Origin of the sequence: Mycobacterium sp. 1245805.9 (assembly GCF_001672915.1) — a bacterium.
In the GTDB taxonomy this organism is placed as follows: domain Bacteria; phylum Actinomycetota; class Actinomycetes; order Mycobacteriales; family Mycobacteriaceae; genus Mycobacterium.
On the sequence record NZ_LZKR01000006.1, the window covers coordinates 1 to 17893 of the forward strand.

Sequence of the window (17893 nt, forward strand, 5' to 3'; positions counted from 1 at the left end):
GGGGAGGCCCGCCGCGGCGCCACTGGCGGGTCCGGCGGAACCGGCGGGACAGGCGGCGCAGGCGGGGGCTCGGCATACCCAAACGTGGCCAATGGTGGGGACGGCGGCACTGGCGGCCAAGGCGGCGCAGGCGGCTCCGGCGCCGATAATGCCGCTGGCGGTAGCGGCGGCACCGGTGGTGCCGGCGGCACAGGCGGAGCCGGCAGCCAGGCTTCGCCGGGTGCCGCGGGCAGTGGCGGCGCAGGCGGCGCCGGCGGTCAAGGCGGCACCGACACCCTGGGAACCGGCGGCGCCCAAGGCGGCCAAGGCGGCGACGGCGGCACCGGTTTCTATGGCGGCACGGGCGGCACCGGCGGCACCGGCGGTTCGAGCGCAACGGCCACCGGCGGCACCGGCGGCACCGGTGGCACGGGCGGCACGGGTACCGCCGCTGACGGCGGCGGTGGTGGGACCGGTGGTGCCGGCGGCACCGGCTCCCTCGGTGGTAGCGGCAGCCCCGGCAGCCCGGGCATGGATCCGACTGGGTCGAGCGGCGGTTCTGGCGGCGCTGGCGGCCAAGGCTCCCCGTAGCGGTAGCGCTGGCACCGAGGGAGGTCGGTCACCCGCCGCGCTCAGCTCCGCCGAGCTCGTGATCACCACTAGACTCTTGACACGATGACCCTCCCCGACAGCCCGCCCGAGGCTGCCTCTCCCACGTTCGCCGACCTGCAGATTCACCCTGCGGTCCTCAAGGCGACCGCCGACGTCGGCTACGAGTCGCCGACGGCCATCCAGGCGGCGACGATCCCGCCGCTGCTGGCCGGATCCGACGTCGTCGGGCTGGCGCAGACCGGCACCGGCAAGACCGCGGCGTTCGCGATCCCGATCCTGTCCAAGATCGACGCCAAGAGCACCGCGACGCAGGCGCTGGTGCTGGCGCCCACCCGGGAGCTGGCGCTGCAGGTCGCCGAGGCGTTCAGCCGCTACGGCGCGCACCTGCCCAAGATCCACGTGCTGCCGATCTACGGCGGCTCGTCCTACGGCGTGCAGCTGGCCGGGCTGCGTCGCGGCGCGCAGGTGGTGGTCGGCACGCCCGGCCGCGTCATCGACCACCTGGAGCGCGGCACGCTGGACCTGTCCCACCTCGACTACCTGGTGCTCGACGAGGCCGACGAGATGCTCACCATGGGTTTCGCGGAGGACGTCGAACGCATCCTGTCCGAAACACCGGAATACAAGCAGGTCGCGCTGTTCTCGGCGACCATGCCGCCCGCGATCCGCAAGCTCACCACCAAATACCTCCACGACCCGGTGGAAATCACCACCAAGTCGAAAACCGCGACCGCGCAGAACATTTCGCAGCGCTACATCCAGGTCGCCGGCCCCCGCAAGATGGACGCGCTCACCCGCCTGCTCGAGGTCGAGCCGTTCGAGGCGATGATCGTCTTCGTCCGCACCAAGCAGGCCACCGAGGAGGTCGCCGAAAAACTAAGGGCCCGAGGGTTTTCCGCCGCCGCCATCAACGGCGACATCCCGCAGGCGCAGCGGGAGCGGACCATCGCCGCGCTGAAGAACAGCAGCCTCGACATCCTGGTCGCCACCGACGTCGCGGCCAGAGGCCTTGACGTCGACCGCATCTCGCACGTGCTGAACTACGACATCCCGCACGACACCGAGTCCTACGTGCACCGCATCGGGCGCACCGGTAGGGCCGGGCGCAGCGGCACCGCGGTGCTGTTCGTCTCCCCGCGGGAACGCCACCTGCTCAAGGCGATCGAAAAGGCCACCCGCCAGACGCTCACCGAGGCCGAGCTGCCCACCGTCGAGGACGTCAACGCCCAGCGCGTGGCGAAATTCGCCGACTCCATCACCGACGCGCTCGCCGCGCCGGGAATCGACCTGTTCCGCAAGCTGATTCAGGACTACGAGCGCGAGCACGACGTCCCGATGGCCGACATCGCCGCGGCGCTGGCGGTGCAGTCCCGCGACGGCGAGGCGTTCCTGATGGCACCCGAGCCGCCGCCGGAACGGCGCGAACGCCGGGAACGTCCCGAAAAATCACACGAAAGACCCAGGCAGCCACGGAACTTCGCCACCTACCGGATCTCGGTGGGCAAGCGGCACAAGATCGGCCCGGGCGCGATCGTCGGCGCCATCGCCAACGAGGGCGGCCTGCACCGCAGCGACTTCGGCCACATCGCCATCGGCCCGGACTTCTCGCTCGTCGAGCTGCCGGCCAAGCTGCCCAAGGCGACGCTGAAGAAGCTGGAGCAGACCCGCATCTCGGGCGTGCTGATCGACCTGCGGCCGGACCGGTCGCCAGGCAAGACGAAATCACGCCGGTGACCCTTTCCGAGGAACGCGACGCCCAGGGCGGGCTCGAACAGACCGCCCATGTCGACCGCGTCGCGTCGCTGACCGGCATCCGCGCCGTCGCCGCGCTGACGGTCGTCGGCACCCACGCCGCCTACACCACCGGCAAGTACACGCACGGCTATTGGGGACTGGTCGGTTCCCGGCTGGAGATCGGCGTGCCGATCTTCTTCGTGCTGTCCGGCTTCCTGCTGTTTCGCCCGTGGGTGAAGTCGGCCGCCACCGGCGGGCCACCGCCGTCGCTGAGTCGCTATGCGCGGCACCGGGTTCGGCGCATCATGCCCGCCTACGTCATCACCGTGCTGATCGCCTACGTGCTCTACCACTTCCGCGAGGCCGGCCCGAACCCCGGGCACACGTGGCTGGGGCTGGTGCGCAACCTGACGCTGACGCAGATCTACTGCAACGGCTACCTGGGCAAGTACTTACACCAGGGCCTTACCCAGATGTGGAGCCTGGCGGTGGAGGCCTCGTTCTACCTCGTGCTGCCCCTGCTGGCCTACCTGCTGCTGGTGCTGATCGCCCGGCGGCGCTGGCAGCCGAGCCTGATGCTGGCCGCCCTGGCGGCGATGGCGCTGATCAGCCCGGGCTGGTTGGTCCTGGTGCACACCGACCACTGGTTCCCCGACGGCGCCCGGCTCTGGCTGCCGACCTACCTGGCCTGGTTCCTGGCCGGCATGGCGCTGGCGGTGCTGCAGGCGATGAAGGTGCGCTGCTACGCGTTCATGGCCATCCCGCTGGCGGTCATCTGTTACTTCATCGCATCCACGCCGATCGCCGGCGCGCCCACGACGTCGCCGGCGACGCTGAGCCAGGCCGTCTGCAAGACCGTGTTCTACGCCGTCATCGCCGCGCTCGCGGTGGCGCCGCTGGCCTTGGGCGATCAGGGTGCGTATTCGCGGCTGCTGGCAGCCCGGCCGATGGTGTGGCTCGGCGAGATCTCCTACGAGATCTTCCTGATCCACCTCATCACGATGGAATTCGCGATGGTCTACATCGTCCGCGCGCACGTGTACACCGGCTCGATGCTGTATCTGTTCGTCGCGACGCTGGCGGTGACGATTCCGCTGGCGTGGCTGTTGCACCGCTTCACCCGGGTCAAGGACGGCTAGGTGGCCGACGACGGGGACGGCGGGACGGCTCGTCACCCCCGCCTGACCCTGCTCGCGGTCTGTCTGGCGGTGTTCATGCTGCTCCTCGACATGACCATCGTCTCGGCCGCGCTGGCCAACATCCAGGCATCCCTGGACGCCGACCTCAGCGGCCTGCAGTGGGTGGTCGACGCCTACGCGCTGCCGATGGCGGGACTGCTGCTCACCGCGGCGACGCTGGGTGACCGGCTCGGGCGGCGACGGCTGTATCTGGCCGGGATGACGGCGTTCACGCTGGCCTCGGCCGGCTGCGCGCTGGCCCGCAGCATCGAGGTCCTGAACGTGTGCCGGGCGCTGCAGGGCGCGGGCGGGGCGGTGCTGCTGGGCGTGTCGCTGCCGATGGTGGCCGCGGCCTTCCCCGCACCGCGGGGCCGGGGCATCGCGATCGCGATCTACGGCGCCGTGATGGGCGCGGGCGCCGCCGTCGGGCCCCTGCTCGGCGGGGCGCTGGTCGGCGCCTTCGGCTGGGAATCGATCTTTTTGATCAACGTGCCGATCGGGGTGGTCGCCCTGGCGATCGCCGTCCGGTTCATCCCGGAAACCGTTGGCGCGCAAGACCGTCCGCTCGACCTGGCCGGCACGGCCGTGTTGTCGGCCGCGCTGTTCGCGGGAGTCTACGTGTTGATCGAGGGCAACCACCGCGGCTGGACCAGCGGGGTGATCCTGGCGCTGGGCGCGTTCGCGGTGTCGGGCCTGGCGGTATTCGTTTGGTGGGAGTCGCGATCCCGCGCGCCGATGCTCGACCTCCGGGTGGTGCGCCGCCCGGGTTTCGCGGGGGTGTCCCTCGCGGCGTTCGCGGCGGCCGGAACGCTGATCGCCTCGACCAACTACCTGGCGCTGTACTTCATGAACACGCTGGGATACAGCCCATTTCAGGCCGGCCTGCGGGCGCTCCCGCTGACCGTCGCGTGCGTCCTGGGCGCCCCACTGGCCATGATCGCCGCGCGATATTTTCCGGCGTGGACGTCGATCCCGGCCGGGGTGGCGCTGATCGCGGCGGGGCTGTGGCTGATGACCGGCGTCGGCGCGGACACCCAATGGACCCATTTCATCGCGGGTTCCGTCGTGGCCGGGCTCGGCCTGGGCGGCCTGTTCGCGTTGACGTCCGACATCGCACTGCAATTCGTGCCGGTCGAGGACGCCGGGATGGCGACCGGGGCGGTGAGCACGGTTCGCCAGGTCGGCATCCTGGCCGGTGTCGCAGGCCTGGGCGCCCTGTTCGGCCGTCGCGGGTCCGACAGCGCCACCGGCGAACTGGCTCGCCTCGGCGTCGCCGGCCCCGGGCCCGCGCAACGCCTCGTCGATCGGTTGGCCGCGGGCGCGGGCCTGCGGGCGCTCGATTTCCTGCCCGCCGAATACCGTGCCGCGCTGCCGGCGATCGCGCGGGCGGCCCGTCAGGCCAGCGCCGCCGGAATGCAGGTCGCTCTCGTCGCGGCCGCCGCCGCCGCCACCGCCGCGGCGATCGCGAGCGCGATCTTGATCGCCGTCGGCGCGCGCCGCCACGGCGAGCCCGAAATGCCGTTTGCTGAAGGCATGTCCGTGTAACGTTCCGATCCATGTTGGGCGATGCGATCATCATCCCGGCGACGGATAAGAACCGTTACAGCGTCATTATCTCCAGCGACCCGGCAAACATCGAAGCCGCGCAGCGGTTGCGTTATCAGACGTTTGCCGAAGAAATGGGCGCGGCGCTGCCGCAGGCGATCCGCGGGCCCCGGACGGGGGAGATGATCGACGTCGATCAGTTCGATCCCTACAGCGATCATCTGCTGGCCAGGGACGAGACGAACGGGCAGATCGTCGGGTGCTACCGGCTGCTGCCGCCCGACGGCGCCAAGGCCGCCGGCGGGCTCTTCGCCGACACCACCTTCGACATCGGCGGCCTGAACGAGTTGCGCTCCGAGCTCGTCGAGCTTGGCCGGGTGAGCGTGCACCCCGACCACCGCAGCGGGGCGGTCATGGGTTTGTTGTGGGCGGGCATCCTTCGATACCAGGAAATCAGCGGCTATCAGTGGGGGATCGGCTCGCTGTCGGTCCGGATGGAGGACGGCGGGCCCCGCGGCGCGCTGGCGCGCGGCGTGCGCGATGTGGCCCTGGGCAAGCACGCCGCCCCCGACCGATACCGGGTCTTTCCGCGAAACCCCGTCACGGTCAACGGATTGAGCCTGTCCGAGCTGCCCGACCCGGGACCCGTGCGGATCCCGCCGATGGTGCAGGGATCGCTGCGGATCGGCGGTATGATCTGCGGAGAGCCCTCGTACGATCCGGACTTCGACATGGCCGATTTCGTTGTGCTGATCAACAGGGCCGGGGTGCGCGAACGTTATCTGGAACGGTTGGGGCGGTCCTATGCCCATTCCTGAAAAGACCAGCCTGCTGGGCGTCGGCTTCGGGCCGTCAAATCTCGCGTTGGCGATCGCGCTCGCCGAGCAGGGCTCGCCCGCCGTGTTCGTCGAGGAGCAGCCCCGGTTCGGTTGGCACCTGGGGATGCTGCTGCCGCACGCACGCATGCAGGTTCCGTTCCTCAAGGACCTGGTGACGCTGCGAAACAACAAGAGCGACTTCACGTTTCTGAACTACCTCAGCGAGCGCGGCCGGCTGGTGGAATTCATCGGCCGGCACACCCTGTTTCCCAGCCGCATGGAGTTTCACGACTATCTCCAGTGGGCCGCGGCCCGCGTCGCCACCGACGTCCGCTACGGCCACCGCGTCGTCGAAATCTCCGCCGGCGAACCGGGTTTCGTGGTCCGCACCGAACCCGACGGCGTCATACACGCCGCAACGCTGGTGCTGGCGACCGGTCTGCAGCCCGAGCTGCCCCCGGGCGTCGACGAAAGTCCCCGGCAGTGGCACAGCCACCGGCTGCTCGGTAATCTGGCCGCTCTGAGCCTCTTCACCCCAAGGAGATTCGCCGTGGTTGGCGCGGGGCAGAGCGCGGCCGAGGTGGTCGCCCACCTCCACGAGACCTTCCCGCAGGCCGAGGTGCACTCGATTTTCGCCCGCTACGGCTACAGCAGCGCCGACGACAACCCGTACGCGAACCGGATTTTCGACCCGTCAGCTATGGACGAGTTCTATCGCGCCGACCCGCAGGTGCGCCAGCGACTGCTCGATTACCATCGGTCGACCAACTATTCGGCGGTCGATCCGGAATTGATCGACGATCTCTATTCGCGCGAGTACGCCGAGCTGGTGGCCGGCGATCGGCGGCTGTTCATGCACAACGCCTCCGAAGTCGTTGGCGCGCAGGAATATCCGGACAAGGTGCGGCTGACGATATCCCATCTGATCGATCACACCCAGGCGACGCTGGACTGCGACGCGGTGGTGTACGCGACGGGTTACGCGCCGCTGGACGTCCGGTCCTTCCTGGGCGACCTGGTCGGCCGGTACGAATTCGACTCACACGGGCGCCCCGCCGTCACCCGGGACTATCGACTGGTGCCCAAAGCCGGTGCCCCGGGGGACATCTACCTCAACGGCGCCGTCGAGCACACGCACGGCCTGTCGTCCTCGCTGCTGTCCAACGTGGCGGTGCGCGCCGGGGAGATCGTTACCGCGTTCGCGGCGCGCGAGCAGCGAAGGCCGCACGCCGCGTCGGCGTAGCCCCGCGGCGATTCGCCGGCGCACATCCGCCCCATTCGTATCGGCGCCGAGCGACCGACGTTTTGCCCGCCTCCCAGCGACAGTGAGGCGGACGAGCGCAGGCGCGTTGCGGGAGCGCTACTGCAATTGCGTCACACGACCCGCAACCCGGCGGGAATCCGCTGCGGGTCGCGCCAGAACGCGTCACGCAGGAATCGGTTGAACAGGTCGGGCGGCAGCAGGGTCTCGCGGGGTTCGGCCTTGACCGTGCCGCGCACGGTGTGCAGGCCGGGCGTGCCGGCGCGTTCGTCGAACTCGGTGACGTCGTAGTCGACGTGGTCGAAGTCGTGATCGAACGCCGGCTCACCGAGAAATCCGTAGATGGCGTCCATCGTCTTGGCCGGGTCGGTGGTCAGGGTTTCGTACTGCATCAACATCAGGCGGTCCCGCTGGGCGCCGTAGCAGGCCTGCTTCAGGGCGTCGTAGGGACCGCCGACCATGCCGTCGGGCGCGACCACGCTCTTGGCGCGGGTGTAGACGGTGCCGCCGGCGCTGTAGTTGAAGATCGACGATGGCGAAAAAACGTTGCGTTGGATCAGCCGCTCGATACTGTCCACCACCCACGGCAGATCCCGCACGCAGGCAATCACTTTCGCCTGCGGGAACAGCCGCGAAACCGCCGGCATCCAGCCGCACCAGAAGCGGTTGGTGTCGAAGATGACCTCGGCGGTGCAGTCGGAGTAGAAGTTGTCGAACAATCCGCGCAGGATGCGCTCGCGCTTGGCGTCGTCGATGAACACTGAAAACTCGTTGCGCGCGCTCATTTCGCCGAGCAGGGCACCGAACAGGCCGGCCAGCGGGCCCGACATCCCGGCCTGGAACCGCGGATTCTGCCGCAGCAACGCGGCCAGCAAGGTCGAGCCGGAACGCGGCAGGCCCGAGATGAAATGAATGGTTGCCATGGCGCACTCCCGACCTGTCGAGCCTGTGATGTCGGCATGTTAGGCGCTGACGATCCCGCGTCACAACTGCCACATGTGCACCGGCGTGGGAGGATGCCACGAATTGTCCACCTCGCAGCGACAATTCGGGTACGCGGCACCGCGCGGGCTAGTTGTCGCTGTGAGGTGGACACAACGGGTGGTGGTCCGGCCGGGAGGTCGGTGTGCCGGGAGTGACGAACTAGCCCCGCGCGGCGACGGGCGCCACGATCGGGACGACGAACTCCTCGATCATCGCGCGCTCGTCGGCGTCGTCCCGGCCGGGGTGCATCAGCAGCGACGTGAGCACCCGCACCACCCAGCGCGCCCGGCGCTGCACGACGGCGGGGTCCTCCGGACCGAGCGATCCGACGAAGGCGGCGGCCAGCGCCGTGATCACCTCCGACTGCGCCAGCTCGCCGCCGATCGGCGGCCGGCTGGCGGCGAACCACGCTGACAGTGCGGGGCTTTGGCGCACCATCCGCAGCGCGGCGACCATGCTCGCGACCAACCGCTCGCGCGGGTCGTCGATGCCGCCGATCTCGTCTGCGATGGCGCGGCCGAGCCGGCGCGCCTCGCGGTGCACGTACGCGTTCCGCAGCGCCACGCGGTTCTCGAAGTACCGATACAGCGTCGCGCGGGAACATCCTGCGGCCCTGGCGATCTCGTTCATCCCGATGGAAGCCTGGTCCCGGCGCGTGTACAGCGCCTCGGCGGCGTCGAGTATCCTGTCCACGGCCGCCTCGCCGCGGCGGTCGGCCAGCCAGTCGGTCATCGGGAGTTCACCCGGATCGGCACCGACAGCGGCCGGCGCACATAGCTGCCGCCCGACCACACGATGCCTGGCACGTCTACCTCGAAATCCGGGCAGCGGGACAACAATTCGGTCAGCGCAACCCACGATTGCATCCGTGCCGCCGCCGCGCCCAGGCAGTGGTGGGCGCCGTGGCTGAAGGTCAGGATGTTGCGCGGACACCGTGTCACATCGAGTTCGCCCGCGTCCGGGCCGTACTGGCGTTCGTCGCGGTTGGCCGACCCGTAGAGCAGCAACACCTTGCGGCCGGCCGGGACGGTCGTGCCCTGAAGGGTCACGTCGCGGGTGGTGGTGCGCGCCAGGCCCTGCACCGGTGACGTCAGCCGCAGCAGCTCCTCGACCGCGTCGGGGATCAACCCCGGGTCGTCGGCCAGCCGCCGCCGCTGGTCCGGCCGCTCGTGCAGCAAAGGCATTGAGCCGCCGAGCATTCCGGTGACGGTGTCGTTGCCGCCGGTGACCATCGTGAACGTGAACGCCAGCACCGCCAGCGTCCCGGTGATGTCGCCGTCGGCGCCGACCCCGGCCGCCACCAGGTGCGAGATCGTGTCGTCCTCGGGTTCGGCCCTCCGACGCTCGATCAGCGCGGTGAAGTAGGCCATCATCGAACCGACCGCGTCCAGCGACGTGCCGATTCCGCCTTCGGACGTGTTGGCCGCGACGATCGCCTGCGTCCAGCCGTCGAACTGCGCGCGGTCTTCCTCGGGGACGCCGAGATAGTGCGCGACGACCATCGAGGGCAGCGGCTTGAACAGCTCGGTGACGATGTCGCCGCCGCCGTCGGCGCGGATCTTCTCGATGCGCTCGACGACGAACTCGCGCACCTTGGGCTCCACCGCCTCGACCTGCCGCGGCGTGAAACCGCGGGACACCAGCTTGCGAAACTCGGTGTGCACCGGCGGATCCTGCATCACGAACGGCGGATTATCTTGCAGCCCAATGATTTCCAGCTCGCCGTACTCCACCGTCAGGCCCTGCGCGGAGGAGAAGGTCTCGTGGTCGCGCGCGGCGGCCCAGACGTCGGCGTGCCGGGACAGCACGTAGTAATCGCGGTCGGGGCGGCCCTCGGGGACGACGTGGTGCACCGGGTCGTGGTCGCGCAGCGCGCGGTACATCGGCCAGGGATTGGGCCACGTCTCGGCGGTGGCCAGCCGGAAGCTGTGAGACATCACCGATGACATGTCTCATTTCTAAGGCAGCTCAGAGCGGATGTCAACTGTTGTATAGTTCGTTCAGTCCGTACTGAACGAAGAAGATGGAGCGATGTCTCCGGAAGAAACCGAATTCGTCGACCGCTTGGGCCTGTTCTTCGAGTTGCTCGGCGCCACCCGAACCATGGGCCGCGTCTACGGGTGGCTGCTGATCTGCGATCCGCCCGCGCAGTCGTTGACCCAGCTGGCCGGCGCCCTGTCGGCGAGCAAGGCCTCGATCAGCACCGTCGCCCGCCAGCTGCTGGAGGGCGGCATGGTGGAGCGGCTGCCCAGCGCCGACCGTCAACACCTCTACCGGGTCACCCCGGGCGGGTTCACCAGCGTGATGGAAACGCAACTGTCGCTGATGCGCCTGGGCATCGAGCCCGCCGAATTCGCCCTGTCGGTGCTGGGGGAGGACCGCGCCGAACAGCGCGAGCGGGTCGAGGACTTCCGCGACTTCTGCGAGTTCTGCACCCGCGACTACCGCGACCAGCTGATGCGGATGTGGACCGAATATCGGGAGGGAAAAAGACCGTCATGACCAAGGTCGACTTCAGCGAGGTCGCGTGGGGATCGGTGGAATGGACCAACCTGTGCACGCTGTACCTGCGGGCGTACGAAACCGGTTCGTCGGCACCGATTCTCGACGACAAGGCGGCCGCCGAGGCGGTGGACCGCATCGACTACGACTGGGCGCGCATGCGCCGCGCCTCGTGGCCCAGGTCCAACCAGTACCTGGTCACCATGCGTGCCAAACAGTTCGACGACTGGAGCGCGGCCTTTCTCCAAAGCCATCCGGACGCCGTCGTGCTGCACCTCGGGTGCGGCATGGACACCCGGGCGTTCCGGCTGCACCCGCCGGACACCGTGCGGTGGTTCGACGTCGACCAACCCGACGTAATCGCGTTGCGGCGCAAGCTATACGACGACGCTGACGGCTACCGGATGATCGGCTCGTCGGTGACCGACGCGGTCTGGCTGGACGAAATCCCCGCCGACCGCCCCACCCTGATCGTCGCGGAGGGCCTGCTCATGTACCTCACCGAGGCTCAGGTGCGAACGCTGCTGCGGCGCCTCACGGATCGGTTCGAGAGTGGCGAGCTCCTCTTCGACACCGCGTCGCCGATGGCGCCGCGGCTGTCCAAGCTGCTCACCAAGGGCATCACCAAGTGGGGCATCCGCGATGCCCGCGAACTGGAGCGGTGGAACCCGCGGCTGCGCTTCCTCGAGCGCTCGCCGGTCGGGGCGCTGTACCAACGGATACCCTCGGCGCCGCTGCGATGGCTGTGGCGGCTGGTCAACGCCACGCCGATGGGTAATTACGACGTGCTCAACCGCTTCGCGTTCTAGATCGCGGCGCCGGGGTTCAGGATTCCGAGCGGGTCCAGCGCGCGCTTGATGCGCTGGTTCAGCTCCATCACCTCGGGGCCGAGGTAGCCGTCCAGCCACGGCCGCTTCAACCGGCCGACGCCGTGCTCACCGGTGATCGTGCCGCCCAATCCGACGGCCAGGTCCATGATCTCGCCGAAGGCGAGGTGGGCGCGCTCGGTCATCGCGGCGTCGCCGGGGTCGTAGACGATCAGCGGGTGGGTGTTGCCGTCGCCGGCGTGCGCGATCACCGAGATCATCAAATCGCGTTCCGACGCGATGCGCTCGATCCCGGTGACCAGCTCGCCCAGCGCCGGCAGCGGCACCCCGACGTCCTCCAGCAGCAGCGATCCCTTGGCCTCCACCGCGGGGATGCAGAACCGGCGCGCTGCGACGAACGCCTCGCCCTCGTCCGGGTCGTCGGTCGAAAACACTTCCGTGGCACCGTTTTCCGCGAACACGTCGGCGATCACCGCCGCGTCCTCGCCGGACGCACGTCCCCGCTCGTCGGAACCGGCCACCAGCATCGCGGCCGCCCCGCGATCCAGGTCCATGCGCAAGGTGTCCTCGACGGCGTTGATCGCCACCGAGTCCATGAACTCCAGCATCGAAGGGCGAAGCCGCGCAACGACTCCCAGCACCGCGTCGACGGCCGCGGCGACCGACGCGAACGTCGCGACCACGACACTGGACACGTTCTGCGCGGGCAGCAGCCGCAGCGTCACCTCGGTGACCACACCCAAAGTGCCCTCGCTGCCGACGAACAGCTTGGTGAGCGAGAGCCCCGCGACGTCCTTCAGCCGCGGCCCGCCCAGCCGCACCGCGGTGCCGTCGGCCAGCACCACCTGCATGCCCAGCACGTAGTCGGTGGTGACGCCGTACTTCACGCAGCACAGGCCGCCGGCGTTGGTGGCGATGTTGCCGCCGATGCTGCAGATCTCGTACGACGACGGGTCGGGCGGATACCACAGCCCGTACTCGGCGACGGCCTTCTTCACCTCGGCGTTGAACAGGCCCGGCTGGCAGACCGCGGTGCGCGTGACCGGGTCAACGGTGATGTCGCGCATCTTTTCGGTCGACAGCACGATGCCGTTGTCCAGCGCGGTGGCCCCGCCGGACAGGCCGCTGCCGGCCCCCCGCGTCACCACCGGCACCCGGTGGGCGGTGGCCCAGCGCAGGACCGTCTGCACCTCCTCGGTGCGCCGCGGCCGCACCACCGCCAGCGGCTTGCCGGCCGACGGGTCGAAGGCGCGGTCCTGGCGGTAGCCCTCGGTGATGGTCGGGTCGGTGACGACCATCCCGTCGGGCAGCTTGGCGACCAGCTCGGCCAGGGCATCGGCAATCACGAACCGATCCTACGGGCCCTGCGGCGCTGTACAGTTGACCGATCTTGGAAGGGGCAGGGTGTTCGGGCGCAGAGATCTCAGCAAAGTCGGCGTCCGCGCCTTCGCGGACGTCCTCGCCGCGGAGCAGTCGGCGATCTCGGTGACCGTCGGCAACCCGAATCTGGTTGGCAACACCGAGGTTCGCTGGAAGCTGCGCCTACGGGTCACGCCCGACGGCGAACCGCCGTTCGAGGCCGACGTCGCCGCGCTGCTGCCCCAGCTGAGCGCGCCGCGCCCGGGCACCAGGCTGGCGGTGCTCTACGACCCCAAGGATCACGGCCGCGTGCAAATCGACCATCGGCCGACCGACACGGCCGACACGGCCATCGACGCCGTGACCGCGGCCCGCCCCGACCTGGCGGGCGCTCAGGTCATGGGCATGCCGATGGGCGATGTCATCCGCCAGGCCATCGCCGATCCCACCGGATTCCGCGACGAGATGATGCGGCGCGGTGCCGAGATGCAACGGCAGGCGCTCGGCGCGGCGCAGGCGGCGCAGGCCCAGCCCGCCCAGCAGGCCCGCCAGGACCCGATCGACCGGCTCGAGAGGCTGGCCGCGCTCAAGGACCGCGGGCTGCTCACCGACGAGGAATTCGAGCAGCAAAAGCGCAAGATCCTCGGCGAGTGACGCGTCACCGCGACGAATCCGCGGTAACTTCCGGCGCGCGGTCCAGCTCGCGCAGCGAGGGCAGGCCGCACGCGATCAGGCCGATCACAAGGATGGGCACCGCCAGCGCCAGGAACGTCACCTTCAGCCCGGCCGCGTCGGTCAGCGGCCCCGCGACCAGCAGGCCCAGCGGGCCGGCCGCGTAGGTCAGCCCCGCCATCACCCCGACCACCCGGCCGCGCAGATGGTGCGGGGCCCGGGTCTGCATCACGTAGTTGTAGATCGGCTGGATCGGCCCGTAGACCACGCCGGTCACCGCGCACAGCACCAGGATCACCGGCAGCGGCGGCAGGAACGCGATGCCCACCGTCGCCGCGCCGAAGGTCAGCATCGCCGTCAGCACGGCCGTGCGCCGCCGCATGTGTATCGACAGCACGGCGTAACCGAGCGCGCCCACCACGCCGCCGCCCGCCAGCGCCATCAACGCCCAGCCCAGCTGTGCGGGCTGGTGCCGGTCGCTGAAGTACTTGGGAAACAGCACGCTTTCCATCGGCAGGTACAGGGCGGTGACGACCAGGTCGATCAGCCCCAGCGCCCGCAGCACCCGCAGGTTCCAGACGAACCGCACGCCCTCGGCGACGCCGGACACCAACCCGGCGGGCCGGGTCGCGAGGTGTGGCTTGCCGGCGCCGTGCAGCCGCAGCGCCCCGACCGCGAGGATGGACAGCCCGAACAAGCCCGCGGTGATCCACATCGTCTTGATGCCGCCGACCGCGGCGATCATCAACCCGCCGATGCCCGGGCCCACGATGAACCCCAGGTTCTGGATCGCCTCGTAGACGCTGTTGGTGCGGTCCAACGACCAGCCCGCGCGGTCGGCGGCCTCCGGCAGCATCGACTGACGCGCCGTCATCCCCGACGGGTCGAAGGCGGCCGCGAAGAAGGCCAACATGGCCAGCACCGCGACGTTGAGCGCGGCTGGGCCGGCCGACCAGGCGATCAGCGGGACGGTGGCCACCGCCGTTCCGGACAGCGAATCAGAGATGAGCGACACCCGGCGGCGCCCGAAGAAGTCCACCGCGGTGCCGGCGACCAGTGTGGCGAACACCAGCGGCACCGTCATGGCGGCGGCCACCACTGATGCGTCCTTGGCGCTGTCGTGGTGCTGCAATGCCAGCCAGGGGAACGCGACGATCGAGATGCCGGTACCCGCGGTCGCCACCAGGGTGGCGAACAGGATCAGAACCGCTGGGCCGCTGCTTTTCATGGGATATCGGCGCTGAATGTAGCGCCAATGCGCCGTTTGCGGCGACCGATTTTTCGCGCTCATGCAGGATGTTCATGTGTTCGCCCATCCGCGCATCGGCCAGGCGTTCGCGTCGCCGGTGGTGCCCGGCAGCGGATGGCCTGGCGATCCGGCAACCCCGCGGACGCCGGTGGCCGCCGACGCCGCCCGCGTGGTCGCCTTGAGCGCCCAGGCCGGCTCCATCGCGGAGCTCGACGCCGTGATCAGCGTGTGCCGGGCCTGTCCGCGGCTGGTGACCTGGCGCGAGGAGGTCGCCGCCACCAAGCGTCGGGCCTTCGCCGACCAGCCCTATTGGGGGCGGCCGGTGCCCGGGTGGGGATCGGAGCGGCCCTGGCTGCTGATCGTCGGGCTGGCCCCCGCCGCGCACGGCGCCAACCGGACCGGGCGGATGTTCACCGGCGACCGCTCCGGTGACCAGCTGTACGCGGCGCTGCACCGGGCCGGGCTGGTGAACCAGCCGACGAGCGTCGACGCCGCTGACGGCTTGCGCGCCAACGGGATTCGGATTTCCGCTCCGGTGCGCTGCGCGCCGCCGGCCAACGCGCCGACGCCGGCCGAGCGGGACACCTGCTGGCCGTGGCTTCAGGCCGAGTGGGGGCTGGTGTCCGAACACGTCCGCGTGATCGTGGCCCTCGGCGGTTTCGGTTGGCAGATCGCGCTGCGGCTGGTGTCAGGGGTGCCGGTAGTGCCCAAGCCGCGGTTCGGGCACGGCGTCGTCGCGGAACTGGGATCGGGCGTGCGATTGCTCGGCTGCTACCACCCCAGCCAGCAGAATATGTTCACCGGTAGGTTGACTCCGGTAATGCTGGACGACATCTTCGTGGGAGCAAAGAGGTTGGCAGGAATCACGTGACCGACATACTGGTTTCCGGCGCGAGCGTGGCCGGCATAACGGCGGCGTATTGGCTTGCGCGCCACGGCTATTCGGTCACGGTGGTGGAAAGGCATCCGGGGCTGAGGCCGGGCGGGCAGGCCGTCGACGTACGAGGCCCGGCGCTGACGGTGCTCGAACGCATGATGCTGCGGGCGGCCGCCGACCACGTGCGGACGAGGATCCGCGGTGCGTCCGTGGTGGACCGCGACGGCAACGAGCTGTCGGAGGACACCGAGTCGACGCCCACCGGCGGGATCATCGCCAACCCCGACATCGAGCTGCTGCGCGACGACCTGGTCGAATTGCTTTACGACGCAACTAAACTCAACACCGAATATATCTTCGGCGACAGCATCGCCGCGCTGGAGGACGACGGCAGCGCGGTCAAGGTGACCTTCGAACGTGCGGCCGCGCGCAGCTTCGACCTGGTGATCGGCGCCGACGGGTTGCATTCCAACGTGCGCCGGCTGGTGTTCGGCCCGGAGGCGCAATTCGTCGAGCGGCTGGGCACCTACGCGGCGATCTTCACCGTGCCGAACTTCCTCGACCTGGACTACTGGCAGACCTGGCATTACGGCGACAACACCATGGTGGGCGTCTACAGCGCCCGCAACAACACCGAGGCCCGGGCCATGGTGGGCTTCATGGAGGCCGACCTGCGGATCGACTACCGCGACACCGAGGCCGTGTTCGCCGAGCTGGAACGGCGGATGGCCGACGACGGCTGGGTCCGCCCGCAACTGCTGCAGTACATGCGCAGCGCGCCGGACTTCTACTTCGACGAGATGTCGCAGATCAAGATGGATCGGTGGTCGAAGGGCAGGGTCGCGCTGGTCGGCGACGCCGGGTATTGCTGTTCGCCGCTGTCGGGGCAGGGGACCAGCGTGGCGCTGCTGGGCGCCTACGTCCTGGCCGGCGAGCTGGCCGCGGCCGGTGGCGACTACGAAAAGGGCTTCGCGACCTATCACGCCGAGTTCCACGACTACGTCAAGCGCAACCAGTGGCTGGTGATCGACAACATCCCCGGGGGTGCGCCGATCCCGCAGGAAGTGTTCGACCGCATCGTCAACTCGATCACCCTGAAGGACTACTGAGCCGCCTTTGCGTGTGAAGCCTGGGCTTTGAGTGTTAAGCCTGGGCGGGAAAATCGCCGGATTCCCGCCCTGGATTCACACCGAAAGCCGTGAATGCACACGCAAACGCGGGAACGTTCGCAGGCAAAACGGCGTTGACGCGATCGTGCGACTTTCCGTCCTTGACCTGGTGCCGGTGCGCAGCGACCAGACCACCGGCGACGCGCTGGCGGCCACCGTGCAGCTGGCCCAGACCGCCGACCGGCTGGGCTTCACCCGCTACTGGGTCGCCGAACACCACAACATGCCGTCCGTGGGCGCGACCAGCCCGCCGGTGCTGATCGCCTACCTGGCCGCGCAGACCACGCAGGTCCGCCTCGGCTCGGGCGGCGTGATGCTGCCCAACCACGCGCCGCTGGCGGTCGCCGAGCAGTTCGCGCTGCTGGAAGCCGCCGCACCGGGCCGCATCGACCTGGGCATCGGCCGCGCGCCCGGCTCGGACCCGGTGACGTCATACGCGCTGCGCGGCAGCCGCGGCGACGAGGACATCGAGCGCTTCCCCGACTACCTCGACGACGTGGCCGCGCTGATGAGCGCGCGCGGCGTGGTGGTGCCGCTGCGCTCGGGGGACTACCGGCTCAAGGCCACCCCGGCGGCGGCCAGCGAACCGCGGCTGTGGCTACTGGGCTCGTCGATGTACTCCGCGCACCTGGCCGCGGCGAAGGGGCTGCCGTACGTCTTCGCGCATCACTTCTCGGGGCAGGGGACCGAGGAGGCGCTCGCGGTTTACCGGTCCCGGTTCAAGCCGAGCGCGCTGACACAAGAGCCGGTGACGTTCCTGACGGTCAACGCCGCGGTGGCCGAAACCCGCGACGAGGCAATGGCTTTGATGCTGCCCAACCTGCAAACGATGGCCCGGCTGCGCACCGGGCAGCCGCTCGGGCCGGTGCCGTTGGTCGAGGAGGCCGAAGTGGCGCAGCTCGGGCCGGAACAGCAGCGCATCGTGGAGAGCGGCCTGCGGCGGGCCGTCCTCGGCACGCCGGAGGAGGCCGCCGAGCAGGTGCGGGCGTTGGCCGACCGGTTCGGCGTCGACGAGGTGATGGTGCACCCGGTCGCGTCGGCCCACCTGGGTACCGATCCCGCGACGGCGCCGGCGCGGGTCGCGACGCTGGAGCTGCTCGCCAAGGAGCTGTTCTAGCCGCGACGAC

The 17893-nt window shown here is 69.6% G+C and carries 16 protein-coding genes and 1 pseudogene; 12 read left to right on the forward strand and 5 right to left on the reverse strand.

The genetic code is table 11. The annotated features are described in order from the left end of the window. The 6 genes and pseudogenes from A9X00_RS30445 to A9X00_RS01385 form a co-directional block, all read left to right on the forward strand. Window positions 1-570, forward strand: a pseudogene (locus tag A9X00_RS30445) (hypothetical protein); the annotation flags it as partial. An 84-nt stretch (window positions 571-654) separates the two neighbouring features. Further along, window positions 655-2325 carry a DEAD/DEAH box helicase gene (locus A9X00_RS01365; protein WP_067148151.1) on the forward strand — a complete coding sequence of 557 codons (1671 nt, stop codon included), beginning with the start codon at window positions 655-657 and terminating at the stop codon, window positions 2323-2325. After that, window positions 2322-3464 (forward strand): acyltransferase, encoded by a 1143-nt coding sequence (locus tag A9X00_RS01370; protein WP_067148152.1) that lies wholly within the window; start codon window positions 2322-2324, stop codon window positions 3462-3464. The genes A9X00_RS01365 and A9X00_RS01370 overlap by 4 nt, the downstream gene beginning before the upstream one ends. Window positions 3465-3506: 42 nt before the next feature. Continuing rightward, on the forward strand, window positions 3507-5048 hold the full coding sequence (locus tag A9X00_RS01375; RefSeq protein WP_082974624.1) for a DHA2 family efflux MFS transporter permease subunit: 1542 nt from the start codon (window positions 3507-3509) through the stop codon (window positions 5046-5048). 11 nt (window positions 5049-5059) lie between these two features. After that, entirely contained in the window at window positions 5060-5866 is an 807-nt protein-coding gene (locus A9X00_RS01380) for a GNAT family N-acetyltransferase (RefSeq protein WP_067148155.1), read from the forward strand. A 10-nt stretch (window positions 5867-5876) separates the two neighbouring features. Continuing rightward, window positions 5877-7109, forward strand: coding sequence for a lysine N(6)-hydroxylase/L-ornithine N(5)-oxygenase family protein (locus A9X00_RS01385; RefSeq protein WP_082974625.1), 1233 nt, complete (start codon window positions 5877-5879; stop codon window positions 7107-7109). Between the two features lie 131 nt (window positions 7110-7240). Here the strand turns inward: A9X00_RS01385 and A9X00_RS01390 are convergent, their stop codons facing one another. The 3 genes from A9X00_RS01390 to A9X00_RS01400 all read right to left on the reverse strand — a co-directional run bounded on the left by A9X00_RS01390 (window position 7241) and on the right by A9X00_RS01400 (window position 10060). Then, window positions 7241-8050, reverse strand: coding sequence for a sulfotransferase (locus tag A9X00_RS01390; protein WP_067148161.1), 810 nt, complete (start codon window positions 8048-8050; stop codon window positions 7241-7243). 220 nt (window positions 8051-8270) lie between these two features. Then, window positions 8271-8843 (reverse strand): TetR/AcrR family transcriptional regulator, encoded by a 573-nt coding sequence (locus A9X00_RS01395; RefSeq protein ID WP_067148164.1) that lies wholly within the window; start codon window positions 8841-8843, stop codon window positions 8271-8273. After that, window positions 8840-10060, reverse strand: a complete 1221-nt coding sequence (locus A9X00_RS01400; protein ID WP_067148167.1) for a cytochrome P450 — start codon at window positions 10058-10060, stop codon at window positions 8840-8842. The genes A9X00_RS01395 and A9X00_RS01400 overlap by 4 nt, the downstream gene beginning before the upstream one ends. A gap of 82 nt (window positions 10061-10142) precedes the next feature. Between A9X00_RS01400 and A9X00_RS01405 the strand changes: the two genes are divergently transcribed. Together A9X00_RS01405 and A9X00_RS01410 are read left to right on the forward strand one after the other, a co-directional pair. Then, entirely contained in the window at window positions 10143-10613 is a 471-nt protein-coding gene (locus tag A9X00_RS01405; protein ID WP_067148170.1) for a GbsR/MarR family transcriptional regulator, read from the forward strand. Further along, window positions 10610-11422 carry a class I SAM-dependent methyltransferase gene (locus A9X00_RS01410; protein WP_067148173.1) on the forward strand — a complete coding sequence of 271 codons (813 nt, stop codon included), beginning with the start codon at window positions 10610-10612 and terminating at the stop codon, window positions 11420-11422. Before A9X00_RS01405 ends, A9X00_RS01410 begins: the two co-directional genes overlap by 4 nt. Here A9X00_RS01410 and A9X00_RS01415 read toward each other — a convergent pair. Next, on the reverse strand, window positions 11419-12786 hold the full coding sequence (locus A9X00_RS01415) for an FAD-binding oxidoreductase (protein ID WP_067148176.1): 1368 nt from the start codon (window positions 12784-12786) through the stop codon (window positions 11419-11421). The two genes, A9X00_RS01410 and A9X00_RS01415, sit on opposite strands and share 4 nt — an antisense overlap. 58 nt (window positions 12787-12844) lie before the next feature. On the opposite strand from A9X00_RS01415, the gene A9X00_RS31085 reads away from it, so the two are divergent. Continuing rightward, complete coding sequence (locus A9X00_RS31085) at window positions 12845-13453, forward strand: SHOCT domain-containing protein (protein WP_067148179.1); 609 nt, start codon at window positions 12845-12847, stop codon at window positions 13451-13453. A gap of 4 nt (window positions 13454-13457) precedes the next feature. Here the strand turns inward: A9X00_RS31085 and A9X00_RS01425 are convergent, their stop codons facing one another. After that, a complete protein-coding gene (locus A9X00_RS01425) occupies window positions 13458-14762 on the reverse strand; it encodes an MFS transporter (RefSeq protein ID WP_156771879.1) in 1305 nt (434 codons plus the stop codon). Between A9X00_RS01425 and A9X00_RS01430 the strand changes: the two genes are divergently transcribed. From A9X00_RS01430 to A9X00_RS01440, 3 genes are all read left to right on the forward strand, one after another. After that, window positions 14761-15591, forward strand: a complete 831-nt coding sequence (locus A9X00_RS01430; protein ID WP_067148185.1) for a uracil-DNA glycosylase — start codon at window positions 14761-14763, stop codon at window positions 15589-15591. The two genes, A9X00_RS01425 and A9X00_RS01430, sit on opposite strands and share 2 nt — an antisense overlap. Continuing rightward, entirely contained in the window at window positions 15588-16706 is a 1119-nt protein-coding gene (locus A9X00_RS01435; RefSeq protein WP_067148188.1) for an FAD-binding protein, read from the forward strand. The genes A9X00_RS01430 and A9X00_RS01435 overlap by 4 nt, the downstream gene beginning before the upstream one ends. 145 nt (window positions 16707-16851) lie before the next feature. Next, entirely contained in the window at window positions 16852-17883 is a 1032-nt protein-coding gene (locus A9X00_RS01440) for an LLM class flavin-dependent oxidoreductase (protein ID WP_067148192.1), read from the forward strand. The last annotated feature ends 10 nt before the right edge of the window (window positions 17884-17893 follow it).